The organism is Streptomyces sp. NPDC048331 (assembly GCF_043201215.1).
Taxonomy (GTDB): Bacteria; Actinomycetota; Actinomycetes; order Streptomycetales; family Streptomycetaceae; genus Streptomyces.
In genome coordinates, this window is the sequence record NZ_JBICYT010000012.1 from 71,521 (window position 1) to 97,739 (window position 26,219).

Genomic DNA, 26,219 nt, shown 5'->3' on the forward strand with positions numbered 1-26,219 from the left:
GATGGCCGCGGGGGCGGGGCCGGGTGAGGATCCCCGCATCAGTGCATGACACCGGGGGGCGGGAATGAGGGCATCCGCGAGGACAGGCATCGCGCTGGCCGTACTGGCGGTCGTGGGCGGGGGGATCTACGCCGTACCGCGACTGTTCGACGAAGGGGCGACGCCGGCCACGGGGCAAAGGTTCCACGGCAGACCGGGACAGGGCGAGGCGGACGCGCCCGAGGGCACCGCCGCGGCGGTCCCCGGGAAGCCGTTCACCCTGGTGGCGACCGGCGACATCATCCCGTACCCGTCGATCGTCCAGCGGTCGGCCGACGACGCGGGCAAGGCCGGGGAGTACGACTTCCGGAAGATACTCGCCGGGGTGAAACCCCTGGTGTCCGCCGCCGACCTGGCGATATGCCACCACGAGATACCGTACGGGCGGCCCGGCGGCCCCTATACCGGCTATCCCACCTTCAAGGCCCCGCACCAGTTGGCGGACGCGCTCAAGGATGCCGGGTACGACAGCTGTTCCACCGCCTCGAACCACACCCTGGACGACGGCTACGAGGGCCTCGCCCGCACCCTGGAGCACCTCGACCGGGTCGGCATCCCGCACGTCGGCTCGGCCCGCAGCGCGGAGGAGGCCAAGGCCCCGGCTCTGCTCGCGGCCGGCGGGGCGAAGGTGGCCCAGCTCTCCTACACGTACGGCACGAACGGCATCCCGCTTCCGCAGGGCAAGCCGTGGGCCGTCAATCTGATCGACCAGGACCGGATCATCGCGGACGCCCGGGCCGCCCGGGCGCAGGGCGCGAACGTGGTGGTGCTGAGCGTCCACTGGGGTACCGAGTGGCAGACGGCGCCCGACGAGCAGCAGAAGGCGCTGGCGCAGGCACTGACCGCCTCCCGCGCGGCCGACGGGCTCCCCGACATCGATCTGATCATCGGCACGCACAACCACGTTCCGCAGCCCTACGAGAAGATCAACGGCACCTGGGTGGTCTTCGGGATGGGCGACCAGGTCGCCAGCTTCGTCCCGGCCGACAAACTGCGCGGCAACCAGTCCTCGGTCCCCCGCTTCACCTTCTCCCCGGCGGCGGGCCGTCCGGGCCGCTGGGAGGTGGTGAAGGCCGAATTCCTCACGCAGTACTCGGACATGGGGCCGCCGTTCCGTGTCGTCTGCGCCTCCTGCGCGGCCTCCGACACCTCGCTCACGGCCGCGAAACGGAGCGAGTACGCGCGGATCGACCAGCAGGTCACCGAGGCCGTGATGTCACGTGGCGCGGGCCCGCAGGGCCTGGAGCACGCCACCCGCTGAGCACGGGTGCCCGACGGGGCCGGGCCGGGATCGGCCGGGGCCCGACGGTCCACGAGTCGCCCCGGGTCCGCCGCTCGTCCTCGCCCGTCATCCCGTTGAGCACTCCCCTCCGTGCGCTCCTCGGGCGGGCGCGCCGGGCGGCGGCCCGGGACTCCCGGCCGCCCTACGAGGCCCTGCCCCGCCGGGTGATCAGGAGGGCGCCGCCGCCGATGGCGAGCAGGGTCAGGGCCCCGCCCGCGACGTACGGGGTCAGTGAACCGCCGCCGGTCTCGGCGAGGTTGGCGCCGGTGGTGCCGGACGTGCCGGACGTGCCGCCGGACGTGGCCGAGCCGGCGCCCGGCCCGGTCGCCGCCTGGGGCTTGACGTCCGGGTTCGCGGGCGGGGCCGCCGCCGCACCCGCCGGGGACTCGCAGTGCGCCTCGGCGAGGACGATCTCGCCGTCGACCTTCGCGACGTTCAGGTTGAGCGGGTTCACCGCGATCTTCAGGCGGAGCGCGGCCGCGGCGGCCGTGGTGGAGGTCGTCTCCGTACCGGACAACTCCAGGTCGATCCGGCCCACTCCGGGGACCTCGACCTTGGTGGGGCCGCCTGCGGACAGGGTGACCTTCTTGCCGAGCGCCGTCACCGTCCCGAGGACGTTCGCACGGGCCACCGGCTTCTTGCCCGCCTCGCAGACGGCCTTGGAGGTGACCTTCTCCACCTCGATGAGGGAGAGCAGCGGCAGTCCGGGGACGTGGACGGAAGCCTTGGCGAGGTTCGCCTCCGCCTCGGCCCGGGTCTTGTCGGCGGTCGCCTTCGAGGTCGCCACGTCGGCGCGCAGCACACTGACCGGCTTGTTCCCCTCGGCCCCGTCCAGCGTGACGGTCAGCGCGGTCTTCTCGGCCGTCGCCGGGGCACTGACCTCGTTGAGGGTCGTCTTCAGCGGGACGTGCACGGCGTTGAGCAGGCCCACGTCCAGTCCGGCGCGCAGGACGACGGCGCCGGCCTTGCCCTCACCCCCGGCCGCGCCTCCTCCCGTGGCGAAGGCGGGCGGCGCGGTGAGCAGGGCGACCGCGCCCGTGGCGAGGAGGACGGCCGCGGGCAGGCGGAAGGTATGGCTGTTCACGGTGGTGGAACCCCCGGGGAGTTGGGTGCCGTCGCGCCGCCGATGGGGGACACCGCGGGCGCCGACGGACTCGACCCCGGAATCTTTACGCACTGTGGGTGAACGAGGGGCAACCTGACGTTACTTCACCCCAAAGGGTGGTTTCCGGGCGCATATTCGAATCATTGCGCCTCAGGATGAACGCAAGTGCTCTCCTTTCACGGAGATCCGGCTCGTGCGGCCGTCTTCAACGACCGACGGGCCACCGATGTCACGCGACGTCAACCGGGCGCCACGACACATGACTCAGGCCCGGACCCTGCCGTTCACGACGACCCGCAGCGGCTGCGCCAGCACGCCCACGTCGGCTCGGGGGTCGGCGGCGTACACCACGAGGTCGGCGGGCGCCCCCTCGGTCAGCCCCGGCCTGCCGAGCCACTCGCGGGCCGCCCAGGCCGTCGCGGAGAGGGCGTCGATCGCCGGGATACCGGCCTTGACCAGCTCCGCGACCTCCGCCGCGACCAGACCGTGCGGCAGGGAGCCGCCCGCGTCGGTGCCGACGAAGACTTCGATGCCCGCGTCGTAGGCGGCTCGGACGGTGTCGTAGCGCCGCTCGTGGAGCCGGCGCATGTGCGCCGACCAGTCCGGGAACTTCGCCTCGCCGCCCGCCGCCATCTTCGGGAAGTTCGCGATGTTCACGAGCGTAGGGACGATCGCGACCCCCCGCTCCGCGAACAACGGGACGGTGTCCTCGGTGAGGCCGGTGGCGTGTTCGATGCAGTCGATGCCCGCCTCGACGAGGTCGCGCAGCGAGTCCTCGGCGAAGCAGTGCGCCGTGACGCGGGCACCCAGCCGGTGCGCCTCCGCGATGGCCGCCTCGACCTCGGCACGCGGCCAGCAGGCGGCGAGGTCACCGGCGTCGCGGTCGATCCAGTCGCCGACGAGCTTGACCCAGCCGTCGCCGCGCAGCGCCTCGCGGCCGACGTACTCGACGAGGTCGGCGGGCTCGATCTCGTGGGCGTAGTTGCGGATGTAGCGGCGGGTGCGCGCGATGTGCCGGCCGGCTCGGATGATCTTCGGGAGGTCCTCGCGGTCGTCGATCCAGCGGGTGTCGGAGGGCGATCCGGCGTCGCGGATGAGGAGCGTCCCGGCGTCGCGGTCGGTGAGGGCCTGGCGCTCGGCGGTCTCGGCGTCGACCGGGCCGTGGGCGTCCAGCCCCACGTGGCAGTGCGCGTCGACCAGTCCGGGCAGGGCCCAGCCGGTCACCGTGGTGATCTCACGGGCGGCGAACGGGCGCTCGTAGGTGATCCGCCCGCCGACCACCCAGAGCTCGTCGCGTACCTCGTCGGGCCCGACCAGCACCCGCCCCTTCACGTGCAGCACGTCGCTCGCGTCGCTCACGTCGCTCACATCCCTCACATCACTCATGGCGGCACTGTACGCACGGGACCTGCCGCGTCAGGAGCCTGCGAGGGCGTTCAGGAGCCGGTCCACGTCCGCCTCCGTGTTGTAGAGGTGGAACGAGGCGCGCAACAGGCCCGCGCGGGCCGATGTGGCGATGCCGGCCGCCTCCAGGTCGGGCTGCCGGCCCGCGAGGCCCGGCACGGAGACGATGGCGGAGTCGCCGGGGACGGGCTCGTGGCCCAGGCGCTCGACGCCGGCCCGGTAGCGGGCGGCCAGGGCGGTGTCGTGGGCGTGGACGGCCTCGATGCCGATCCGCTCCAACAGGGCCAGCGCGGACGCGGACGCGTGGTAGGCCAGGAAGGCGGGGGACTCGTCGAACCGCCGTGCCCCGTGGGCGAGTCCCGCCATCGGCCCGTAGGTGGCGTCCCCGTCGGCGACCGCGGGCACCCAGCCGGCGTGCAGCGGGGTCAGCGTGTGCTGGGCCTCGCGCGACACGGTCAGGTACGAGGCTCCGCGCATGCCGAGCAGCCATTTGAAGCCGCCGGCGACCGTGTATTCGTAGGGAGAGGCGTCGAAGGGGAGCCAGCCGGCCGCCTGGGTCGCGTCGACGAGCATCCGGGTCCCGTACGCGGTCGCCGCCGCGCGCACCGCGGCCAGGTCGGCCTTGCGGCCGTCCATGGACTGCACGACGCTCAGCGCGACCAGAGCGGTGCCGGGACCGATGTGCTCGGCGACGGATTCGAGCGGGGCGAAACGCGTCTTGAGGTCGCCGCGCGCCACGAAGGGGTTGATCACGGAGGAGAACTCGCCCTCGGGGCAGAGCACTTCGGCGCCGGACGGGAGCGAGGCGGCGACGAGGCCGACGTGGGTGGAGACGGCGGAGCCGACGGACACCCGGTCGGTGTCCACCCCGACGAGGCGGGCGAAGGCCGCCCGGGCCCCGTCCACGCGGTCGAAGTCGCCGAAGCCGGTGGGGAGCCCGGCCCCCGCCGCCTCGGCCAGCTCCCGTACGGCCGCGACGGCGGAACGCGGGACGACCCCGCACTTGGCGGTGTTGAGGTAGGTGGTGGATGGGGCGAACTCGGCACGGGTCGCTTCGGCGAGCGCAAGATCCATGCCTTCCACTCTGCGCCGGCGACGACCCGTAGTCCACCCTCCCCAGGCCTCGCCGGCCTCCCCGGACGATCCTCAGCCCTTCTCCGGGCGATCCTCAGCCCGCCCGGGCGAGCCTCAGCCCCTCCCCGGGCGATCCTCAGCCCGCCCGGGCGAGCCTCAGGCCTGCGGGACCGCGCACGCGCCGTCGGGCTCGCAGGCCTCGGCGGCCGCGGCCGGCTCCAGTACCTCGCGTCCGGCCCACGCCTGCTCCAGGGCCTGGGTGAACACCTCCGCCGGCTGCCCGCCGGAGATCCCGTAGCGGCGGTCCAGGACGAAGAACGGTACGGCGTTCGCGCCCAGCTCGGCGGCCTCGCGCTCGTCGGCCCGGACCTCGTCGGCGTAGGCGGAGTCGTCGGCGAGGACGGCGCGTGCCTCGGCCTCGTCCAGGCCGGCCTCGACGGCGAGGGCGATCAGCACCTCGGGGTCGAAGACGGAGCGTTCCTCGCCGAAGTTGGCCCGGTAGGCGAGGTCGAGCAGCTCCTCCTGCCGGCCGCGGGCGGCGGCCAGGTGCAGCAGTCGGTGGATGTCGAAGGTGTTGCCGTGGTCGCGGCCGTCGGTGAGGTAGGTGAGCCCCTCCGCGCGGGCGGTGGCGGCGACGTGCTCCTCCATGCCGCGCGCCTCGTCGAGGGTGCGGCCGTACTTCTTGGCGAGCATCTCCACGACGGGAGCGGTCACGCCCTTCGCACCGCCCGGGTCGAGCTCGAAGGACCGGAAGACGACCTCCACCTCGTCCCGGTGCGCGAACTCGGCCAGTCCCTTGGTGAAACGGGCCTTCCCGATGTAGCACCAGGGACAAGCGATGTCGGACCAGATTTCGACGCGCATGATCCTTCTGTTCTCCGAATTCAGGGGGTGGACGGTTTGCGGTTCAACCATCCGCGGGTCCGTCTCATTCCCCGGACGGCTCCGGCGCCTGGCCCACCTGTAGCCAGAGGGTCCGGTGGGAGCCGGAGCGGGGTGCCGACGGGTCCGCGAGCCAGCCCTGGGTGGCGTAGAAGGCCTGGGCTCGGAGGTTGTGCTCGTAGACCTCCAGACGGACCCGGCGGACTCCGGCCCGCCGCCAGGCGTCCAGGCAGGCGGCGTGCAGGGCGGCCCCGGTGCCGCGGCGCCAGTGGACGGGGTCGACGTGGAGCTGGGTGAGGGTGGTCCGGCCGTCCCTCGTGCGGAACGCAGCGACCCCCGTCAGCTCGCCGTCCTGCTCGGCGCAGAGCACCTCACCCTCGGCGGCGTTCGCGAGGGCCCGCGACCAGCCCTCGCGGGTCCGCTGGAGCTCGGCGTCGCCCAGGTAGGCCTGCTCGGGGAAGTGGCCCTGGTAGTAGGTGGCGCGGGCCCGGGTGTGCAGGGCGGCGATCGCGGGGAGGTCGGCGGGGTGCGCGGCTCTGATCATGGGAGTGGGAACGCGCCGGGAACCCCGACGGTTCCCGGCGCGTCGGCCGCGCGCTGTTCGTGGCTACTTCTTCAGCCACGCCGCCATCATCTTCTGGGCGATGGGGGCTGCCAGCTTTCCGCCACCGATCTCGGAGCGGTCGGTGTCGGAGTTCTCGATCACCACGGCCACCGCGATCTGCTTGCCGTTCGACTTGCCGTAGGAGGTGAACCAGGCCAGCGGGGCGAGGCTGTTGTTGACACCGCGCTGGGCGGTACCGGTCTTGCCGCCGACCTCGGCGCCGGACACCTGGGCCGGCTTGCCGCCGCCCTCGGTGGCGACCGTACGCATGGCGTCGCGGATCATCGAGGCGGTCCTCTCCCCCATGACCTGCTGGGACTTCGGGTCCTTGAAGCTCTCCAGCACGTCGCCGCCGGAGTCGGTGACCTCGGAGACCAGGTGCGGGGCGACGAGCTTGCCGCCGTTCTCGATCGCGGCCGTCACCATCGCCATCTGGAGCGGGGTGGCCTGCACGTCGAACTGGCCGATGCCGGTCTGCGCGACCTGGTCGACCGACATCTTCTTCGTCGGGTACTTGCTGGGCGGGTTGGTGCGGACCGGGGTGTCGATCTGCACGTTGAAACCGAGCTTCTCGGCCATCGCCCGCATCTTGTCCTGGCCCAGCTTGAAGGCGAGCTCGGCGAAGACGTTGTTGCAGGACAGCCGCAGGGCGGTGCGCACCGAGACGTTGTTGCAGGCCGCGGAGCCCGCCTCACTGGGCAGCGGGGTGCGGGTGCCGGGGATCGTGTACGGGTCGGCGATCCCGGTCTGTCGGTCGAGGTCGGTGACGAGGCCGTTCTCGATCGCCGCGGCGAGGGTGACCAGCTTGAAGGTGGAGCCGGGCGCCTGGGGCTTGCGCAGCGCCACGTTCTCCATGGCCTTGCCCTTGTCCGCGGAGAGCGCCTCCCAGGCCGCCTTGTCGTTGGCGCCGGCGATGCTGCCCGGGTCGAAGGAGGGGTTGTTCACCACGGCGAGGATCTCGCCGGTCTTGGGGTCCATGGCCACGGCCGCGCCCTGCTTGCCCTGGAGCGCCTCGTAGGTGGCCTTCTGGACGTCCTTGTCGATGGTGGTCATGACGTTGCCGGGGGAGGCACGCTTGTTGGTGAGCATGTCCATCACGGTCCTCAGCCGACTGTCGGAACCGTTGAGGATGTTCTGGTAGATGCCCTCCAGCAGGGTGGTGCCGTAGGCCTGGGAGCTGTAGCCCGTGATGGGCGCGTACAGGGGGCCGTCGACGTACGTCCGCTTGTAGCCGAAGTCCTTGCCGCCCGTCTTCTCCGAGCCGGTGATCGCCTCCCCGCCCACGATGATGTTGCCCAGCGGGTTCTCGTACTGCGCGATGAGATTCCGGCGGTTGTGCTTGTCTTCTGCGAGGGCCTGGCCTTGGTATGCCTGCACCCAGGTGACGCGGACCAGCAGGGCCAGCACCAGAAGCAGACAGAAGACCGACGCACGCCTGATCGTCTTGTTCATCCCCCAGAAGGACGTCCCAGCCGCGCCGACCGTTCCGCTCTGACCCGATTGTGGCGGGGTTCTCAGCCTTTCTTCATGATGAAGCCTCCCTCGTAGGCCGCGATGACCGCCTGGGTACGGTCGCGGGAGCCGGTCTTGGTGAGGACCGCCGCGACGTGGGTCTTGACGGTCTGCGGTCCGACCCCGAGGCGTTCGCTCATCTCGTGGTTGGACAGCCCGGTGGCCATCAGACGCAGTACGTCGGCCTCGCGTTCGGTGAGTCGGGCCACCCAGGGCGCGTCGGCGGGCGGGGCGCCGGCCGTGTGGGCGGCGGCCAGGGAGCGGACGGCGGCCGGGAAGAGCAGCGAGTCGCCGCGGGCGACGAGCCGGACCGCGCCGATCAGCTCGTCGGGGTCGGCCCGTTTGAGGAGGAAGCCGGCGGCTCCGGCGCGCAGCGCGTCGTAGACGTAGGCGTCGTTCTCGAAGGTGGTGACGACCACGATCCGGGGCGGTTCGGCCATGGTGGCGAGGATCTGCTCGGTGGCCCGGATGCCGTCGATCTCGGGCATCCGGACGTCCATGAGCACGATGTCGGGGGCCAGTGAGCGCACCAACGGAATCGCCTCGGCCCCCGTGGCCGCCTCTCCGACGACCTCCAGGTCGGCCTCGGCCTCCAGGATGACCCGCAGCGCGGTACGGACCATCCGCTCGTCGTCGCAGAGCACGATGCGCAGCGGCGGCCGCGGCGCGGGAGTGGTGGCGGGAGTGGTGGCGGACATGGTCGCGGGCGGGGTGGCGGGGGTGGTCGCGGGCACGGTCATCGGTCCTCCCCGGCGAGCGGGAGGACGGCCCGCAGCCGCCACCGGTCCCCGTGCGGACCGGCTTCGACGCTGCCGCCGAGCAGGGCGGCCCGCTCGGCGGAGCCGCGCAGTCCGCGACCCCCGGTGGTACGGGCCTCCCGGCCCTCGGCGGGGTCCGCCGGCGGATTGGTCATGACGATCTCCAGTTCACGATGTGCGGTGTCGGAGCCGGCCTGGACGCGGATCCGTAGATCCACCGGGCCCGCCCCGTGCCGCAGGGCGTTGGTCAGGCCCTCCTGGACGATCCGGTACGCCTCGCGGGAGGCGATCGCCGGGAGGGCGGCCCAGTCCCCGGCGGGTCCGGGGTCCTGGTGGGCGGCCACGGTGGTGCCGGCGGCCCGGGTGCGGGCCAGCAGCCCGTCGAGGTCGGCGGCGAGGGTGGGTGCGGGCGCGGTGTCCGGCCGGGCCGGGTCCCCGTCCCGCAGCAGGCCCAGCACGGCGTCGAGCTCGCCCACCGTCCGCCGCGTGGTGTCCTCGATCGCGGCCAGCGCCTCCCGCACGAATTCGGGGTCGCGCTCCAGCATCCGCCGGGCGGCGGCGGCCTGGAGGGTGACGGCGCTCAGGGCGTGCCCGACCGCGTCGTGGAGCTCCCGGGCCAGCCGGTTGCGCACCGCCAGGTCGGCGGCCCGCTCCTCGGCCGCGGCCAGCCGGTCCGCGGCCGTGGGCCCGAGCAGTACGGGCGCCCTCCCGGCCAGCAGCCTCCCGGCCCCGACCGCGCACAGGGTGAGCCCCGCGAGCAGTCCGATTCCGAGCAGGGGGGCGACGTACGGGTCGGCGGCCGTGGAGAACCAGCCGTACCCCAACTGGACGTCCCGCATCCGCCCCACGACGGGCACCGCGATCAGCAGGACCGCCATGGGCGGTACCGCGAGGGTCATCGCGCTGATCAGCGCGCCGATCCCCAGGTGCAGGGTCCACCAGGCCGAGGCCCGCACCCGCGCGGCCCAGGACCTCGCCGGCCCGTCGGCCAATCCCTCCCCCGGCACCTCGCACATGGCCCGTACGGCGGCCACCGACATCGGCCGGACCGGCCCGAACAGCGCCGTGACGGCGACCAGGGGCAGGGAGGCGACGTAGGACAGGAGGGTGAGGGAGCCGGAGTTGAGCGCGTTGACCCCACCCGCGACGACACCGACCACCACCTCCGTGAGGAGGAAGTACGGCATCAGCAGGGCGCCGCCGAGGATCAGATGCACCCAGCGCCACCGGGCCCGCGCAACCGACGACCGGTTCACCCCGGGCGGCGGGTGGCGAGGAACCGTATGAGTACGGTTCCGGCGAGCAATCCGGTGGTCATCTGGCCAGCGTAGATCAACACCGTGGTGACGGGAGGCGCTTCACCGCGGTCCAACTGCGGTCCCAGCGCGGCGAGCGTCATCCACGCCCCCCAGCTCAGCGTCGCCGCCCCACCGACCCAGGTGAGGCCCAGCGGCCACGCCGCCCGCAGCGTGCCGCCACGGGCCAGCAGCAGAGCCCCGGCTCCGGCGGCGATCGCGCACACCGCGTGGACCGCGGACACCACGGCCGTGTCGGAGGAATGGGCGGCCGCCCGCTCGGCGCCCAGGCCGGCGGCGCCACCGAAGGCCCAGTAGAGCGAGACCCCCGCGACCGCCAGGCCGGTGACCGCCGCGGCTGCCGCCACCACCCCCGTGGACGACGGCAGCCGCTTCCCCGTCACGCCCCGCCAGGCCCGCCCCCAGCGCTCCCGCGCGTAGGGCACGAACAGAGCCGCCAGGGCGAGTCCTTGGATCGAGAATCCGGTGTAGACGACGTGGAACACCCACGGGTCCAGGAAGGGTTCCCGCGCCGCCTGTCCCCTCGGTTCCGTCCCGAAGCCGAGGGCCCGTACGAGCAGTTGGCCCGAGAATCCGAGGAGGATCGGGGTCAGCAGCCCGGTGGCCACGAACACCGGGACGGTCAGCAGCGGGCCCGGCACCCGTATGCCCCACGGCCGGGTGAGCACCAGGACGAGCAGGATCACGCAGGCGTCCATGGCCAACGTGACGGAATTGGCCGCCATGAAGAACGGGCCCGGCTCCCGCAGCACGCTGCCCTCGGGTATCCCGAGGTGACTCCCGCACAGCCAGGCCGTCTTGAGCCCCAGATACGGCACGGTGGCGGCCAGGGCCACCGCCCGCGGGACCCGCCGCCCGACCCCCGGACGGGAGGGCGACGGCAGCTTCGCTTCCGTCAGGTCACTCGGGTGAGTCGCTCGCGTGTTCATGACTCAACGTTCGCGGCTGCGCGGCCCCGCCACCTCCCCCGTGATGGGGAACCGCCTCCCCCACGCGGGGGAGGAACGGCGACCCGCCCTACCCACCACGACCCGCCCGCCGAGCGCCCGCCCCACCCACCGCGACCCGCCCCTCCGGCCTCGCGCCACCCACCCCGCATCACCCGCCCACGCCACCCACCCCGCATCACCCGCCCACGCCACCCGCCACGCGTCACATGCGGCGGGTGACCACCGACAGCCGGTCCCGCGCCTCGAACAGCGCCGCCTTGATGAGCTGCTCGTGCTCCCCCGTCAGCCGGGCCACCGGCACCGAGCAGCTCACCGCGTCCCGCGCCGGCGTCCGGTACGGCACGGCCACCCCGAAGCAGCGCAGCCCGAGCGTGTTCTCCTCCCGGTCCACCGCGTACCCCTGCTCCCGCACCAGCGCCAGCTCCTCGATCAGCTGCTCCCGGTCGGTGACGGTGTGCTCGGTGACAGCCTCCAACCGCCGCGGCAGCAGCCCCCGTACCTCCTGGTCCGTGTGCGTCGCCAGCAGGGCCTTGCCCAGCGCCGTCGAGTGCACGGGCAGCCGCCGCCCGACCCGGGTGAAGGGGCGCAGGTAGTGCTGGGACTGCCGGGTGGCGAGGTAGACCACGCTCGTCCCGTCCAGCCGGGCCAGGTGGATCGTCTCCGTCGTGTCGTCGGACAGCCGGTCCAGGGTGGGCCGGGCTGCGGCGACCACCTCGTCGCCGTCGATGTACGAGCTGCCGACCAACAGGGCCCGCACGCCGATGCCGTACCGGGTGCCCGTCGCGTCCGTCTCCACCCACCCCAGGTTCACGAGCGTCCGCAGCAGCATATAGAGGCTGGACTTCGGCAGCGAGAGGTCGTTCTGGATGTCGGCCAGGCTGTGCAGGCCCGGCCGCGCCGCGAAATGCTCCAGCAGCAGGACGGTCCGCACCGCCGATTTGACCGGCGCCGCCTGGACCGGAATCCCCGACTCGGCCGTCGTCATACGCCTGCTCCCCCTCTGGTCGCCTCTTGTCACGCCGAGGACGCGGAAATAGAGTCCACAGCAGATGTGATCATTCATCCACCAGAACGACGTTCAGAATACTGAACGATCCAGGAGGCGGCGGGCCATGACAACGACTTCAGTCTGGAGTGTGGACCCCCGCACCGGGAAGCAGCGCGAACAGGTTGCGGTGGAGGCCACACCCCAGGAGGTGGACGAAGCCGTACGGGCCGCCCACACCGCCCGCGGCGCGCTCGCCGACGCCACCGTCCGCGCCGCCTTCCTGCGTGCGGCCGCCGCGCTGCTGGACGAGTCGGCCGCCCACGTGATCGAGGCCGCCGACGCCGAGACCGCGCTCGGCCCGGGCCGGCTCACCGGCGAACTGGCCCGCACCACCGGCCAGCTGCGCGCCTTCGCCGACGCCGTGGACGCCGGGTCCTACCTCGACATCCGGATCGACCGCGCCGACCCCACCCTCACCCCGCCGCGCCCCGAGCTGCGCCGCTACAAGATCCCGCTCGGCGTCGTCGCCGTCTACGCCGCCTCCAACTTCCCGCTCGCCTTCTCCGTCCCCGGCGGTGACACCGCGAGCGCGCTCGCGGCCGGCTGCCCGGTGGTCGTCAAGGCGCACCCCGACCACCCGGCCACCTCCGAGCTGTGCGCCTCGCTGCTGCGCCGGGCCGCGGTCGCGACCGGGCTCCCGGCCGAAGTGGTGAGCGTGGTCCACGGGTTCGACGCCGGCCTGGAACTGATCCGCCACCCCCTGGTGTCGGCCGCCGGATTCACCGGTTCCATCCGGGGCGGGCGAGCCCTCTTCGACGCGGCCGCCGCCCGGCCCGTGCCCATCCCGTTCCACGGTGAACTGGGCTCCCTCAACCCCGTCGTGGTCACCCCGGCCGCCGCCGCCGAACGCGCCGAGGAGATCGGGGTCGGACTCGCGGGCTCGGTCACCCTCGGCGTCGGCCAGTTCTGCGTGAAGCCCGGCCTGGTGCTGGTCCCCGAGGGCGTGGACGGCGACAGAGTCACCGGCGAGCTCACCAAGGCGCTCGGGGAGACCGAGCCGGGGGTGCTGCTCGACCACCGGATGCGGGAGAACTTCGTCTCCGGGGTACGCGAACGGGCCGCGCTGCCCGGCGTCGAGGCACCCGTGACCCCCGGTTCCGGAGGGGAGCACACCGTCGGGGCGGGCTACCTGACCGTGCGGGCCCGGCAGCTCCTGGAGGGCGACGCGTACGAGGTCCTGCTGGAGGAGTGCTTCGGTCCGGTCACCGTCGTCGTGCGGTACGCCGATCAGGACGAGGCGGGCGCGGTCCTCGGGCTCCTCGGCGGGAACCTGAGCGCCACCCTCCAGCTGTCGGCCGCCGAGACCGAGGGCGCGCCGGGCCCGGCCGCCGAGCTGATCGGGCAGGTCACCGCCCTGGCGGGGCGGATCGTGGTCAACGGCTGGCCGACCGGGGTGGCGGTGGCCCCGGCCCAGCACCACGGCGGCCCCTACCCTGCGGCCACCTCGCACTCCACCTCGGTGGGCGGCACGGCGATCGAGCGCTGGCTGCGGCCGGTGGCCTACCAGTCCGTGCCGGACGCGCTCCTTCCGCCGGAGCTGCGCGAGTCCAACCCGCTGGGACTGCCGCGCCAGGTCACGGGCGACAGCGTCGACCGTTGAGTCCGGTGCGGTGGACCCGAAGGGGTGATGCCGGATGAGGGTCCTGTTCTTCCCCGACGACAGTGAGGTGGACGTCTCGGGCGGCGCGACGGAACTCGTCGCCCTGGCCCTCGCCCTCGCCGCGGGGAAGGGCCGCGTACGGACGACCGCCTCGGCCGAGCCGCGCTTCGGCGGCACCGAACCGGCCTCGGTCGACGTGGTGGGCAGCGGCGGACCGGGGGTCCGTATGCGGGTTGACCTGGAGCACCGCGTCCTGCTCGTCGAGGGCGACGGGCGGGGCCTGAGCGCCCTCGCCGACGAGGTGCGGTCGACGGCGGAGACGGACGACGGCGGGCACCAGCACATCGAGCACCACCCGGGTCACCACTACCTTGCCGCAGGATCACTGGCCATGGTCCTGAACAGTCCTCACGGGGGCATGCCGACGCGGTGAACGGCTGATGGCACAGGCGGAGGCGGAGGAGGAGGAGGCAGGGTTCTCCGCGCCGTCCTCGCACCACGCCTTCGGCCGGAACCGGAACCGGATCCTCTACCGGAACGGGAAGGCTGCCCGCAGAACCCGGCCACCAAAATCCGCGAAGGCGCACCCGTCGGAAGCGGAACGGAAATGTGGCTTGGGTAAGGGAACGGCAAAGCACCTCCGGTCGTTCTCCGGGCATGACCGCTATGACCCCTGGATCCAACCTGCCGCTCAATGCCGTCCGCGTGACGGTCGACGTGGCTGCGCCGGTGCGGCTCGACGTATCGGCCCTGCTCCTGACGGCGGACGGCAAGGTGCGCTCCGACGCCGACTTCATCTTCTTCAACCAGCCCACCGGGCCCGGTGTCAGCTACCGGTCCGGCGGCGGTGCGACGCCGGACTCGATCACCGTGGACACCGGCGCCGTGCCCCCGGGCATCGAGCGGATCGTGGTCACGGCCAGCCCGGACGCCGCCGGGCAGACCTTCCAGGGCATCGAGCCCACCGCCACCGTGCGCAACGCCGACGGCGGCACGGTGATCGCCGGCTTCACCCCGCCGCAGCTGGGCACCGAGACCGCGCTCGTCGTCGTCGAGATCTACCTGCGCGGCGGCGTGTGGAAGGTGCGCGCGGTCGGCCAGGGGTATGCGAACGGCCTCGCCGGGATCGCCACCGACTTCGGGGTCTCCGTGGAGGAGGAGCCCGCGGCACCCCAGGCCGTGGCCCCGCCCGCGCCCCCGGCGCCCGCCGCGCCGCCGGCCGCGCCGGTCTCCTACCCGGCCTCCCCCTGGCTCGGCAGCGCCACCCAGCCCGCGGCTCCCGCCCCGGCCGCCCCCGTCGCGCCCCCCGCGCCGCCGGCTCCCGCCCCCGGTGCCGGAAAGATCAACCTCGACAAGGGTCGGGTCAGCCTCCAGAAGAACCAGACCGTCTCCCTCGTCAAGGGCGGCCGCCCGCTGCTCTCGCAGGTCAAGATGGGTCTGGGCTGGGAGCCCGCCTTCCGCGGCAAGGACATCGACCTCGACGCCTCCGTCATCGCGTACGGCCCCCAGCGCAACCACATCGACAGCTGCTACTTCGGCAAGCTGTCCATCCTCGGGGGCGCCATCAAGCACTCCGGTGACAACCTCACCGGTGAGGGCGCGGGCGACGACGAGGTGATCGTCGTGGACCTCGGCCGGATCCCCGCCGACGCCACCGGCCTGGTCTTCACGGTCAATTCCTTCTCCGGCCAGAAGTTCACCGAGGTGGCCAAGGCCTACTGCCGCCTCATCGACGCGGCGAGCGGCGAAGAGCTGGTGCGCTTCGACCTGACGGGCGCCGAGCCCCAGACCGGCGTGATGATGGCCAAGCTGATCAAGCAGTTCTCCGGCGAGTGGGAGATGACCGCCATGGGCGACTTTGTGAAGTCGCGCACAGTGCGCGGCATGGTCAAGCCCGCCGCGCAGGCACTCTGAGCAGGTGGGCGGGCACGAGCGGCCATCGGTGCGCGATCCGGGTGATGGATGCCACGCGTAATCCGTAGGTGGCTGTCAGTGCCCGCCCGTAGCCTTGAAACCATGCACAAGACACTCACCCCCGCGGGGCCCGCCCGCCCGTCCGCCGCCGAGGCGAACGAGGCGATACGGCACCTTGTCGAGACGCGGGTGGACGGCGAGTGGCCCTCGGAGGCGTACGAGTTCCTGCTCGCCGAGTGGGCCGAGGCCTCTCGCGCGGAGGTTTCCCCGGCCCTGTAGGCGGCCCGTGAGGCGTCCGTGCCCACGCCGGGGCCCCACGCCGGGACGCCTCCGGCGTCAGTGGCGTCAGTGGCGGCGCCGCCACGGCCCGGTGATGGCCAGCATGATGCCCGGGTCCTGGATGTTGGCGTACAGCGTGCGCCCGTCCGGCGAGAAGCAGACACCGGTGAATTCGGAGTACTCCGGCTCCTCCGCCGACCCGTTGTTCAGCTCGTTGCGCGCCAGCGGGTAGGTGCGACCCGACTCCGTCGCCCCGAACAGGTGCTGCAGCCCCGAGCCGTCCTCCGCGATGATCAGGCCGCCGTACGGCGACACGGTGATGTTGTCGGGGCCGTCGTAGCCGCCGTCGACCGACGGGTCCGCGTTGACCCCGATGAGGACGGTGAGCCGGACCGTGCGCCGCTTGGGGTCGTAGAACCAGACCTGACCGTCGTGGGCCGTGCCCGGGCTCTCCTCACGGGCGTAGGACGAGACGAAGTAGGCGCCGCCGTCCGCCCACCACATGCCCTCCAGCTTGCGGCCGCGCGTCACCGCGCCGTCCGCGAACTGCTTGCGCACCGGCACGGTCCGGGCGTCGCGGTCGGGTACGTCCACCCAGTCGACCCCGTACACGGTGCCGATCCTCGTGGCGCGCGAGAAGTCGTCGACGAACCGGCCGGAGCTGTCGATGCACTTGGCGGCCTGGAGCACACCGGCGTCGGCGGAGAGCGTACGGAGCTTGCCGCGCCCGTGGTGGAAACCGCGGGGCGGGGTCCAGCGGTAGAGCAGCCCGTTGGGGCCGGAAGCGTCCTCGGTCAGGTAGGCGTGGCCCTGGCGCGGGTCGATGACCACGGCCTCGTGGTCGTAACGGCCGAAGGCCTTGATCGGCCGCGGGTCGCGGTTGGCGCGCCGGTCGTGCGGGTCGACCTCGAAGACGTAGCCGTGGTCCTTCGTCATGCCGTTCTTGCCGGCGAGGTCCGAGTTCTCCTCGCAGGTCAGCCAGGTGTTCCAGGGGGTGGCGCCACCCGCGCAGTTGGTCGACGTACCGGCGATGCCCACCCATTCGGCGACCTCGCCGCCGCGCCGGACCTCGACGACCGTGCACCCGCCGGCCGCGGCCGGGTCGTAGACCAGGCCCTCGGTGAGCGGGACCGGACGGGCCCAGCTCTCCCGCTTGCCCTTGAGCTCGTGGTTGTTGACGAGGAGGGTGACCCCGCGGTGGCCCTCGAAGGCGGCGGTCCCGTCGTGGTTGGACGGGGTGGTCTCGCCGGAGTCCAGCTCGGTGACCCCGCTGTGCGTGATGACGCGGTACGTGAACCCGGCGGGCAGGGCCAGCAGTCCGGCCGGGTCGGGGACGAGAGGGCCGTAGCCGGGCTCGCAGGGCCGCCCGTGCTCGTCGCGATCGGTGCTGTCCTCGGCGGCGAGCGCCCCGGGGGCGGTGGCGAGGGCGCCGACCGTCCCGGTGAGCGCGACTCCCGCGCCGGCGATGACGGTACGGGCGGTGAAGTCTCTACGGCTGAGCGGCATCGGGGCTCCATGGGTGGGGAGGTGGTGCGCCTGTCGTGCGGTCGTCGGCGCACACGCTCTCGCCCGCACGTGAACGGCGGCTGAACTACCCACCACGAGGAACCGACCCCTTGCCCTGCCCCGGAATGGCCAACTCCGGCCCCAGGAAAGGCGCATTGTCACCACCCGGTTCCGGCAGGCCGAGCCGCTCCTGCCGGACCGTGCCGGGGGGAGGGGCCCGGCACGATCCGCGAGGGACCGGCCTAGGCCGGGCGGCGGGAGCGGGCCTTGAAGGCGGCCTTGCGGGCCTCCTTGGCCGCCTTCTTGTCCGGGTGCAGGCGGCCCATCGCCTCCAGGACGTACGCGGTCGCCGGGTGCTCCACCCGCCACACCTGCTCGAAGAAGCCGGTGTGATGAGCGGTCAGGGTCTCCATCAGGAGCGGCAGCTCCTCCGTCTCCCCGTCGGCGGCCAGCTGCGCCGCGATCGTGTCCACCGTCAGCCAGAACACCATCTCCGGGTCCGGCGCCGGTACGTCGCCCACCCCGCGCTCCGCCAGCCACACCCGGGCGAGCCCACCGAGCTCCGGGTCGTCCAGCACCGAGCGGACCGCGGGCTCGGCCTCCGGTCCGGCCGGTGCCAGGGCCTGCTGGCATCGGAGCCGGCGCAGCGGGCCGCCCTCGTCGTCCCCGCGGGCGGCGGCCAGGAGTTCGGCGGCCGCGGCGGGCTGTTCCCGGCCGGCCAGCCACTGCTCGATCTCGGCCTGAGCGGCGTTCTCCGAGTAGAGGGAGACCGCGTCCAGGAGCGCGTCGGCACCCTTCTCGGCCAGTTCGCCGACGGCGGGGGCATCGACCCCCGCCTCCAGCATCCGGGCCCGGATCCCGTACAGGCCGAGGGGGGTGAGGCGGACCATCCCGTAGCGGGAGACGTCCTCGTCGTCCGCGGCGCCCGCGGTCTCCGACTCCAAGGGGCCGTCGGCCTCCGCCATCAGCTCCTCGTCGACGGGCCGGAACTCCACCAGTCCGATCGGCTCCAACTGCCGGAACTGGTCGTCGAGGCGCATCATCGCGTCCGAGACCTGCTCCAGCACGGCGTCGGTCGGCTCGCCCATGTCGTCGGGCACGATCATCGACGCGGCGAGCACCGGCAGCGGAACCGGACCGTCCGCGGCCCCGCCCTCGGTGACGGTCAGCAGGTAGAGGTTGGCGAGGACCCCGTCGAGGAAGTCCGCCTCGCGCCCCGGGTTCCAGTCCAGCCGGTCGAAGTCGATCTCGCCGCCCGCGTCCAGCGCGTCGACGAGGTCGTCCAGGTCGGGCACGGCCGCGTCGGCGAGCACCGTGTCCAGGGCCGCCAGCCAGAGGTCCAGTACGTCGCCGGGCGCACCGCTCGTCACCAGCGCGAGGTCCTCACCGGGCGCGGCCGTGCCGAAGCGCTCCTCGTCGCCTTCTCCGGCGCCTTCCCCGGTGCTTTCGCCGTTGTCGTCCTCCGGCTCGGTCACGTCGACCAGCCCGGTGTCCACGGCCACCCGCCAGGCCTGGCTCGCGTACCCCGCGGAGTCCTCGTCGGCGGCGTCGAGGCCGAGCATCGCCGCGGCCTCGGGCAGCTGGTCGGTGGCGAGCTCGCCGCCCACCCCGACCCGGGTGTCGGGTCCGGCCCAGCGGGCGAGCCGTACGGCGCGCGCGAACAGCGGGGCACCGAGGGCGTCGCGGGCCAGTTCCGCGTCGGAGCGCAGCCGTACGGGCGGCAGCGTGGGGTGCGAGTCTGCGGACATGGGGCGGATCTCCTCGCGGACGCGATGGGACGGGGTAGGGCGGGGGTGAAGCGGGGTCGAGCCGGGCGGTACGGGGTGGAACGGGGTGTGGCGTTGGTGACACGGCCGTACTTCTGCCCGGACCGTCATGTGCGCCCGGATTTCGCTGACATGGCCGACATGACGGGCAGTGCGGGCATGCGGATGTGGCGCAGATGACAGGCGTGGCCTTCGTACGGCGCTCCAGCGTAGACGCATTTCGGGCGTGTCCGGCGGGCCATCCCCTTTGGTTCATCCCACAGTCAGCTGTCGTATTCCCTGGAGGGCTTGACAACTTTGCTGACCACACAGGAAATTGACGCGCGTAGATGTATAGGGAGCGGCTCGTCTCCCGCAGATATCACTGCCGCACCCCCCACCTTTTCCCTCTCCCACACCGGAGTTCCTGCCCATGCGCTCCTCGCATCCCCGTTCCGCCGCCGTCGCGGCCCTCGTCGCCACCGCACTGGCCACCGGCCTGCTCGCGGGTTCCGCCGACGCGGCCGAAGGCGCCGTGTCGGCCGATCCGATACGCATCCACGACATTCAGGGCACCACTCGGATATCCCCGCTCAACGGCAAGCAGGTCACGGACGTCGAGGGCATCGTGACGGCCGTCCGTACGTACGGTTCGCGCGGCTTCTGGATCCAGGACCCCGACGCCGACGACAACGACGCCACCAGCGAGGGCGTCTTCGTCTTCACCAACTCGGTCCCGACCGTCGCCGCGGGCGACGCGGTCAAGGTCTCCGGCACCGTGGGTGAGTACGTCCCCGGCGGCCTGAACTCCGGCAACCAGTCGGTCACCCAGATCTCCAAGCCGACGGTGACCGTGGTCTCCTCCGGCAACGCGCTGCCCGAGGCCACCGCGATCAACGAGTACACGGTGCCCGCCGAGTACGCCCCGGCCGGTGACCCGGCCGCCGGCGGCAGCATCAACGGCCTCACCCTGGAGCCCTCGCGCTACGCCCTCGACCACTACGAGTCGCTGGAGGGCATGAACGTCAAGATCGGCACCTCCCGCGTGGTCGGCGCCACCGACCCGTACTCGGAGCTGTGGGTCACGGTGAAGGGCTGGGAGAACACCGCCAAGCGCGGCGGCACCATCTACGGCTCCTACGAGTCCCAGAACACCGGCCGCCTGCAGATCCAGCAGCTCGCGCCCATCGCGCAGCAGCCCTTCCCGGTGGCCAACGTCGGCGACCGGCTGACCGGCACCACGGAAGGCCCGCTGGACTTCAACCAGTTCGGCGGCTACACGCTGGTGGCGCGCACCCTCGGCACCGTCAAGGCGGGCACCCTCGCCCCCGAGAAGACCAAGCCGCAGGCCGAGCAGGAGCTCGCGGTGGCCACGTACAACGTCGAGAACCTCGACCCGACCGACCCGCAGGAGAAGTTCGACGCGCTGGCGAAGGCCGTCGTCGAGAACCTGGCCTCCCCCGACGTCCTCGCCCTGGAGGAGATCCAGGACGACAACGGCGCCAAGAACGACGGCACCGTCTCGGCCGAGCAGACCCTCGCCAAGTTCACCGCGGCGATCTCGGCCGCCGGCGGCCCTGCCTACCAGTGGCGGACGGTCAACCCGGAGGACAAGAAGGACGGCGGCGAGCCCGGCGGCAACATCCGTCAGGTGTTCCTCTTCAACCCGGCGCGGGTCTCCTTCACCGAGCGCGCCGCGGGTGACGCGGTGACCGCGACCGGCGTGACCAAGGTGAACGGCAAGGCCGCCCTGACCCACTCCCCCGGCCGCGTCGACCCCGCCAACCCGGCGTGGGCGGACAGCCGCAAGCCGCTGGCCGGCGAGTTCGTCTTCCGTGGCAAGACGGTCTTCGTGATCGCCAACCACTTCGGCTCCAAGGGCGGCGACGAGGGCCTGACCTCGCACCACCAGCCGCCGGTCCGCTCCTCGGAGGCCAAGCGACTGCAGCAGGCGCAGGCCGTGAACGGCTTCGTGAAGCAGATCCTGGCCGAGGACAAGAACGCCAACGTCCTGGTCCTCGGTGACATCAACGACTTCGAGTTCTCGGCGACGACGGACGCGCTGGCCGACGGCGGGGCGCTGTACCCGGCGATCAAGTCGCTGCCGAAGGCCGAGCGCTACTCGTACGTCTACCAGGGCAACGCGCAGGTGCTGGACCAGATCCTGACCAGCCCGGCGATCAAGAAGTTCACGTACGACAGCGTGCACATCAACGCGGAGTTCGCGGCGCAGAACAGCGACCACGACCCGCAGGTGCTGCGCTTCCGCCCGTAACCCTTCGGGTACCGCAGTCGCAGGGGGTCCGGCCGCCGTCCCGGCCGGGCCCCCTGCCACAATCCGGCCATGATCTTCCGTGTGGCCACGCGCCAGGACCTGCCCGCCGTGCTCGCCCTGCTCGCCGACGAGGACGCGGTCCTCGACCCGGCGTCGATCGCGGTCGGCGAGGCGCACGAGCGGGCCTTCGCGGCGATCGAGGCGGACGCCCGCAACGAGATGCTGGTGCTCACCGACAGGGCGGAGCCGGCAGGCGAGGCGGGATCGGCGGGCGGGTCGGGCGCCGCGGGTGAGGTCGTCCTCGGCTGCCTCCAGCTCACCTACGTCCCGGGCCTGGGCCAGAACGGCCAGGAGCGGGCGCTGGTGGAGGCGGTACGGATCCGCGCGGACCGGCGGGGCTCAGGGCTCGGTGCCGAGCTGATGCGGCTCGCCGCGGAGCGGGCCCGCGAGCGTGGCTGCGGCCTGGTCCAGCTGACCAGTAACAAGCGGCGTACGGCCGCGCACCGGTTCTACGAGAGGCTGGGCTTCGCACGCAGCCACGAGGGCTTCAAACTGCACCTGGCGCCGTAACCGGGCCTTCCCGGACAAGGTAGGGACTTTCGGCCCTGGCGTGACCCTCGACACATCCTGGCCGAATCGACCGGTTGTGGTGGTTGAGTATTTCCACGCTCGATCTTGTACCGGCTCGTACCGACCGCACTCCCGGAGGATCCTCGTGCTCCCCTCCATCTCCCTCGCGCAGGAAATCGGCCTCGCCGTCCTGCTCGTGGCCGCGATCGTCTCGTTCACCGGCCTCCGCCACCTGCGGGGCGAGGACCGGTTCCGCCCCGCGGAGCCCGCCGTCGCCCAAGGCCTGCCGATGATCCCGTCCCAGCGCGGCGCCGCCGGACACCCGATGGAGTCGGTGGAGCTGACCGAGGCGGAGAAGCAGGCCTTCGCGGGCCTGATCCGCACGATCCCCCTGCACTGAGCACGGCGGCCCACGCCCTATCCGTCGCGTCGCCCCGCGGACGCCTTCGGCCTCAGGGCGCCGATCAGGGCACAGACCCCGGCGGTCACCGCCAGGCTCCCGACCATGACCATCCCCACGCCGATCACGAAGAGTCCGCTGGCGTCGTCCGACCAGTCATAGGCGGCGGCGACGGTCAGTCCGGCCGTGACACCCACGACGACGGCGCCCGCCGCGAGGCCCCGGTACGCCGCCCAGCACACGGGCACCAGCAGCGTCAGCCCGAGCCCGATCACCTGCCAGGCCTCGTAGGGCCCGGTCTCCGAACCGTCGGGCTGCACGTCGCGGTGCTGGTCCCAGCCGAGCCAGGCGGCCCACGCGGCCGCCGCCGTCACGGCGAGCGCCAGGGCGACCATGAGGGGGGAGGCGGGGGCGGAGTCCATTCGTCGTCGCATGCCCCCAGCCTTCCCCCGGGCCCCGCCTGCCACCAGCGCGCACATACTCAGTCCCGACCGAGTACGTACGTACACCCCCGGCCCCCAGCCCCCGGCCCGCGGGCCCAGGCTCCGCCGGCCTGCCGGCCTGCCGGCCCCGACAACGACCGAGCGCCCTCCCGGCCGTGGTGGACGGCGGGAGGGCGCTCGGGGTGACGGGGCCGGCCGGTGGTGGACGGCGGGAGGGCGCTCGGGGTGACGGGGCCGGCCGGTGGGGCCGTCGGCCGCCGTCAGTTGTGGCTGTGCAGGACCTCGTTCAGGCCGCCCCAGGCCGCCTTGTACGGGCGGGCCTCGACGGCACCGGTCACCGAGTTGCGGCGGAAGAGGATGTTGTTGGCGCCGGAGAGCTCCAGGGCCTTGACGATCTGGCCGTCCGGCAGGGTCACGCGGGTGCCCGCGGTCACGTAGAGGCCGGCCTCGACCACGCACTCGTCGCCCAGCGCGATGCCCACGCCCGCCTCGGCGCCGATCAGGGTGCGCTCGCCGATCGAGATGATCTGCTTGCCGCCGCCCGACAGGGTGCCCATGGTGGAGGCGCCGCCGCCGATGTCGGAGCCGTCGCCGACCACGACGCCCGCGGAGATGCGGCCCTCGACCATGGAGGTGCCGAGGGTGCCGGCGTTGAAGTTGACGAAGCCCTCGTGCATCACGGTGGTGCCCTCGGCGAGGTGCGCGCCGAGGCGGACGCGGTCCGCGTCGGCGATGCGCACGCCCTTGGGCGCGACGTAGTCCGTCATCCGCGGGAACTTGTCGATCGAGGTGACCTGGAGGTGCAGGCCCTCGGCGCGCGCGTTGAGGCGGACGGTCTCGACCTGGTCGACGGCGACCGGGCCCAGCGAGGTCCAGGCGACGTTGGTCAGCAGGCCGAAGACGCCGTCGAGGTTCTGGCCGTGCGGCTTGACCAGGCGGTGGCTGAGCAGGTGCAGACGCAGATACGCGTCGTGCGCGTCCAGCGGCTTGTCCTCCAGGGAGGAGATGACGGTGCGGACGGCTACGACCTCGACACCGCGGACCGCGTCCGTGCGGATCGCCTTGGCCGCGGCGGCGCCCAGCAGCTCCACGGCCTGGTCGGCGGTGAGGCGCTCGGTGCCGGCCGGGCCGGGCTCGGCGACCAGCTCGGGGGCGGGGAACCAGGTGTCGAGGACGGTGCCGTCGGCGGTGAGGGTGGCAAGTCCGGCGGCGACGGCGCCGGTGGTACGCGTAGCAGTCATAGCCGAAACCTAACCGGCGACGGCCGTCGGTCGCGAACCGGTCTCATGTGCCGGGCGCGCGGGTCGCGCCGCGTGCCGGGCCCGTCGGGCGTGCGCCGCCCACAGCGCCGCACCCGCCCCCGCGGCGAGCACCGCGCAGAGCGGCCACAGCAGCCCGGGCGCGGCGGAATACATGGCTCCGCCGAGCGGCGGCCCGAGGACGACGCCACTGACCGAGACGCCCGCGTACAGGCTCTGGAACCGTCCGATGGCGTGCTCGGGCGCCTGGTCCGCCATGTAGGCGGTGGCGGTGGTCTTGTAGAGGATCTCCCCGAGGCTGAGCAGGATCATCATCGCCACGGCACTACCGATCCCGACGCCGAGCAGCAGCGCCGCGTACCCGGCCCCGACGAGCACCATCCCGGTGCCGATGACCGGCAGGGCCGGCCGGTCGCGCAGGGCTACGGCGGCGGGCAGTTCCAGCAGCAGGATCACCCCGCCGTTCAGGGCGACGACGAGCCCGAAGACGCGCGCGTCCAGGCCGTGGTCGGCGAGGGAGGCCGGGAAGGTGGAGTACTGCTGGCGGTAGACGACATCGGTCACCAGGATCGCGCCCAGCAGCACCAGCACGGCGGGGCGGGCGCGCAGTTCGCGCCAGAGGCTCTGTTCGCCGTGGCCCGGACCCCCGTCCTGGGCCACGGCGGGTAGGGGGGAAACGCCGCGGGCCGGGACGACCCGCGCGGTCCAGACGGCGAAGAGGAGCGTGCCGACGCCGTCGCCGACGAAGAGCCAGTCGTAGGAGAGGCCGGTGGCGACCAGGGCGCCCACGGGCGGCCCGAGGGCGAATCCGCCGTTGGAGACGGAGCGCATGAGGGCGAAGGCCTGACGGCGGGCACCCTCCGGGACGGCGACCGCGACCAGCGCGGAGTTGGCGGCCCGAATCACGCCGGAGGCGTACTCGGCCACCGGCAGGGCCGCGTAGAGCAGCGGGGTGGGCAGCAGCGGGAGCACGGTGAGGGCCATGCCGCCGAGGGTGGCGGCGGCGAGCAGGACCCGGCGGTGCCCGAAGCGGTCGCCGTACCAACCCCCGGTGAAGTTACCGGCGATCAACCCGACGCCGCCGATGCCGACGACCAGGCCCGCCTGGGCGGCGCCGAGGCCCCGCGGGCCGGTCAGGTAGAGGAAGACGAAGACGAAGGTGAAGCTGACGACGGCGTTGACGAAGACCCCCGCAGCCAGCAACCACACAACCCTCGGTATGTCCTTGAACCCCTGCAGCACACCCGTGTCCCCCTGCGTCCATCGACTAAGTTCCCTTTAGGAACTGACTATGTCAGCATGGCAGCCTTGGGGTCAACGGACAAAGGAGTGCCATGGCCCAGCGCACACACCTCGGCGACGCGGACTGCGCCATCGCCCAGGCCCTCGATGTGGTGGGCGACTGGTGGACGCTGCTGATCGTGCGCGACGCGGCGCGCGGCGTGCACCGCTTCGACGAGCTCCAGCGCGAGTTGGGGATGTCCCGCAAGGTGCTGGCGGAGCGACTGAAGTTGCTCGTCGAGGCCGGGGTGCTGTCGCGCGAGCCGTACCAGGAACGTCCTGTGCGGCACGAGTACCGGCTGACCCCGCGCGGGCGGGGGCTGCTGCCCGTCCTGGTGGCCCTCCAGGACTGGGGAGACACCTGGGTCCTGGGAGAGGGAGAGATGACGGCGACGACCGACGAGGCCTCGCGCGAGGCGGCACGGGTACACGCGCTGCGCGGTACGCGGGTGCCGCCGCTGCTGCTGCCGGACCGCTTCGGCGAGCTGAGCGACCCGGTGGCGGACACCCCGTTCACGGTCCTGTACTGCTTCCCGGGCGCGTACGCACGCGCCGAGTCCTACCCGCCCGGCTGGGCCGGGATCCCGGGCGCCAGGGGCTGTACGTTCGAGTCGTGCACCTACCGCGACCAGCTCGCGGAGTTCACCGCGGCCGGTGCCACCGTGCACGGGGTGTCGACCCAGCGCCCGGACGAGCAGCGGGAGTTCGCGGAGCAGGAGCGGCTGCGATTCCCCCTGCTGTCGGACGCCGACCTGTCCCTGACGGCCGCGCTGCGCCTGCCGACGTTCCGCGCGGCGGGCACGAGCCGGATCAAGCGGCTGACGCTGGTCATCGACCGCGACCGCACGATCCGCGAGGTGATCTACCCGATCCAGGACATCGATGCGAGCGTGGGCACGGCCCTGACGGCGGTCCGCACCGCGTCCACGGGCGCCGGCACCTGACCCGCCCCGACCCGGCCTGGCCCGGCCCG

Annotated in this window: 24 protein-coding genes; 9 read left to right on the plus strand and 15 right to left on the minus strand. The window is 72.8% G+C overall.

Translation table 11 applies throughout. The features are described 5' to 3' along the window. Window positions 1-64: 64 nt before the first annotated feature. Window positions 65-1,300 carry a CapA family protein gene (locus ACGFYY_RS19105; protein WP_393710740.1) on the plus strand — a complete coding sequence of 412 codons (1,236 nt, stop codon included), beginning with the start codon at window positions 65-67 and terminating at the stop codon, window positions 1,298-1,300. 163 nt (window positions 1,301-1,463) lie between these two features. Here ACGFYY_RS19105 and ACGFYY_RS19110 read toward each other — a convergent pair whose 3' ends face one another. The 10 genes from ACGFYY_RS19110 to ACGFYY_RS19155 all read right to left on the minus strand — a co-directional run bounded on the left by ACGFYY_RS19110 (window position 1,464) and on the right by ACGFYY_RS19155 (window position 11,911). Continuing rightward, window positions 1,464-2,405 carry an SCO1860 family LAETG-anchored protein gene (locus tag ACGFYY_RS19110; protein WP_393710742.1) on the minus strand — a complete coding sequence of 314 codons (942 nt, stop codon included), beginning with the start codon at window positions 2,403-2,405 and terminating at the stop codon, window positions 1,464-1,466. Between the two features lie 285 nt (window positions 2,406-2,690). Further along, on the minus strand, window positions 2,691-3,812 hold the full coding sequence (locus tag ACGFYY_RS19115) for an amidohydrolase family protein (protein WP_393710744.1): 1,122 nt from the start codon (window positions 3,810-3,812) through the stop codon (window positions 2,691-2,693). Between the two features lie 30 nt (window positions 3,813-3,842). Then, window positions 3,843-4,904 (minus strand): aminotransferase class V-fold PLP-dependent enzyme, encoded by a 1,062-nt coding sequence (locus tag ACGFYY_RS19120; protein WP_393710746.1) that lies wholly within the window; start codon window positions 4,902-4,904, stop codon window positions 3,843-3,845. Between the two features lie 156 nt (window positions 4,905-5,060). Continuing rightward, the gene (locus tag ACGFYY_RS19125) at window positions 5,061-5,768 is read right to left on the minus strand and encodes a DsbA family oxidoreductase (RefSeq protein WP_393710748.1); all 708 of its coding nucleotides are present in this window, start codon (window positions 5,766-5,768) and stop codon (window positions 5,061-5,063) included. A gap of 64 nt (window positions 5,769-5,832) precedes the next feature. Further along, window positions 5,833-6,330: a GNAT family N-acetyltransferase gene (locus tag ACGFYY_RS19130; protein WP_365265540.1), complete on the minus strand. Its 498-nt coding sequence runs from the start codon at window positions 6,328-6,330 to the stop codon at window positions 5,833-5,835. Between the two features lie 63 nt (window positions 6,331-6,393). Then, a complete protein-coding gene (locus tag ACGFYY_RS19135) occupies window positions 6,394-7,842 on the minus strand; it encodes a penicillin-binding protein 2 (RefSeq protein ID WP_365265538.1) in 1,449 nt (482 codons plus the stop codon). A gap of 62 nt (window positions 7,843-7,904) precedes the next feature. Then, the gene (locus ACGFYY_RS19140; protein WP_393710913.1) at window positions 7,905-8,600 is read right to left on the minus strand and encodes a response regulator; all 696 of its coding nucleotides are present in this window, start codon (window positions 8,598-8,600) and stop codon (window positions 7,905-7,907) included. Window positions 8,601-8,638: 38 nt separating this feature from the next. After that, window positions 8,639-9,847 (minus strand): sensor histidine kinase, encoded by a 1,209-nt coding sequence (locus ACGFYY_RS19145; RefSeq protein ID WP_393710915.1) that lies wholly within the window; start codon window positions 9,845-9,847, stop codon window positions 8,639-8,641. A gap of 65 nt (window positions 9,848-9,912) precedes the next feature. Beyond that, window positions 9,913-10,905, minus strand: coding sequence for a hypothetical protein (locus ACGFYY_RS19150; protein WP_393710751.1), 993 nt, complete (start codon window positions 10,903-10,905; stop codon window positions 9,913-9,915). Window positions 10,906-11,128: 223 nt separating this feature from the next. Further along, the gene (locus tag ACGFYY_RS19155) at window positions 11,129-11,911 is read right to left on the minus strand and encodes an IclR family transcriptional regulator (RefSeq protein ID WP_109782236.1); all 783 of its coding nucleotides are present in this window, start codon (window positions 11,909-11,911) and stop codon (window positions 11,129-11,131) included. A gap of 127 nt (window positions 11,912-12,038) precedes the next feature. Here ACGFYY_RS19155 and ACGFYY_RS19160 point away from each other — a divergent pair, with 127 nt between their 5' ends. The 4 genes from ACGFYY_RS19160 to ACGFYY_RS19175 all read left to right on the plus strand — a co-directional run bounded on the left by ACGFYY_RS19160 (window position 12,039) and on the right by ACGFYY_RS19175 (window position 15,767). After that, the gene (locus ACGFYY_RS19160) at window positions 12,039-13,574 is read left to right on the plus strand and encodes an aldehyde dehydrogenase (NADP(+)) (protein ID WP_393710754.1); all 1,536 of its coding nucleotides are present in this window, start codon (window positions 12,039-12,041) and stop codon (window positions 13,572-13,574) included. Window positions 13,575-13,608: 34 nt separating this feature from the next. Further along, window positions 13,609-14,007, plus strand: coding sequence for a hypothetical protein (locus ACGFYY_RS19165; protein ID WP_393710756.1), 399 nt, complete (start codon window positions 13,609-13,611; stop codon window positions 14,005-14,007). Window positions 14,008-14,231: 224 nt separating this feature from the next. After that, on the plus strand, window positions 14,232-15,488 hold the full coding sequence (locus tag ACGFYY_RS19170) for a TerD family protein (RefSeq protein ID WP_393710758.1): 1,257 nt from the start codon (window positions 14,232-14,234) through the stop codon (window positions 15,486-15,488). A gap of 102 nt (window positions 15,489-15,590) precedes the next feature. After that, window positions 15,591-15,767 (plus strand): hypothetical protein, encoded by a 177-nt coding sequence (locus tag ACGFYY_RS19175; RefSeq protein WP_190620251.1) that lies wholly within the window; start codon window positions 15,591-15,593, stop codon window positions 15,765-15,767. 66 nt (window positions 15,768-15,833) lie between these two features. On the opposite strand, the gene ACGFYY_RS19180 is transcribed toward ACGFYY_RS19175, so the two are convergent. Both ACGFYY_RS19180 and ACGFYY_RS19185 read right to left on the minus strand, forming a co-directional pair. Continuing rightward, entirely contained in the window at window positions 15,834-17,273 is a 1,440-nt protein-coding gene (locus tag ACGFYY_RS19180) for an alkaline phosphatase PhoX (protein WP_393710760.1), read from the minus strand. A 242-nt stretch (window positions 17,274-17,515) separates the two neighbouring features. After that, window positions 17,516-19,021 (minus strand): hypothetical protein, encoded by a 1,506-nt coding sequence (locus tag ACGFYY_RS19185; protein ID WP_365265524.1) that lies wholly within the window; start codon window positions 19,019-19,021, stop codon window positions 17,516-17,518. 430 nt (window positions 19,022-19,451) lie between these two features. Here ACGFYY_RS19185 and ACGFYY_RS19190 point away from each other — a divergent pair, with 430 nt between their 5' ends. From ACGFYY_RS19190 to ACGFYY_RS19200, 3 genes are all read left to right on the plus strand, one after another. Further along, a complete protein-coding gene (locus ACGFYY_RS19190; RefSeq protein WP_393710763.1) occupies window positions 19,452-21,293 on the plus strand; it encodes an endonuclease/exonuclease/phosphatase family protein in 1,842 nt (613 codons plus the stop codon). A gap of 69 nt (window positions 21,294-21,362) precedes the next feature. Next, the gene (locus ACGFYY_RS19195; RefSeq protein ID WP_393710765.1) at window positions 21,363-21,863 is read left to right on the plus strand and encodes a GNAT family N-acetyltransferase; all 501 of its coding nucleotides are present in this window, start codon (window positions 21,363-21,365) and stop codon (window positions 21,861-21,863) included. 145 nt (window positions 21,864-22,008) lie between these two features. Further along, on the plus strand, window positions 22,009-22,263 hold the full coding sequence (locus tag ACGFYY_RS19200) for a hypothetical protein (protein ID WP_393710767.1): 255 nt from the start codon (window positions 22,009-22,011) through the stop codon (window positions 22,261-22,263). Window positions 22,264-22,280: 17 nt separating this feature from the next. Here the strand turns inward: ACGFYY_RS19200 and ACGFYY_RS19205 are convergent, their stop codons facing one another. From ACGFYY_RS19205 to ACGFYY_RS19215, 3 genes are all read right to left on the minus strand, one after another. Continuing rightward, a complete protein-coding gene (locus tag ACGFYY_RS19205) occupies window positions 22,281-22,697 on the minus strand; it encodes a hypothetical protein (RefSeq protein WP_393710769.1) in 417 nt (138 codons plus the stop codon). Window positions 22,698-22,966: 269 nt separating this feature from the next. Next, window positions 22,967-23,947 carry a 2,3,4,5-tetrahydropyridine-2,6-dicarboxylate N-succinyltransferase gene (gene dapD, locus ACGFYY_RS19210; protein ID WP_030012676.1) on the minus strand — a complete coding sequence of 327 codons (981 nt, stop codon included), beginning with the start codon at window positions 23,945-23,947 and terminating at the stop codon, window positions 22,967-22,969. 9 nt (window positions 23,948-23,956) lie between these two features. Beyond that, window positions 23,957-25,168, minus strand: coding sequence for an MFS transporter (locus tag ACGFYY_RS19215; protein WP_393710772.1), 1,212 nt, complete (start codon window positions 25,166-25,168; stop codon window positions 23,957-23,959). A gap of 131 nt (window positions 25,169-25,299) precedes the next feature. Between ACGFYY_RS19215 and ACGFYY_RS19220 the strand changes: the two genes are divergently transcribed. Continuing rightward, entirely contained in the window at window positions 25,300-26,190 is an 891-nt protein-coding gene (locus ACGFYY_RS19220) for a winged helix-turn-helix transcriptional regulator (RefSeq protein ID WP_393710774.1), read from the plus strand. The last annotated feature ends 29 nt before the right edge of the window (window positions 26,191-26,219 follow it).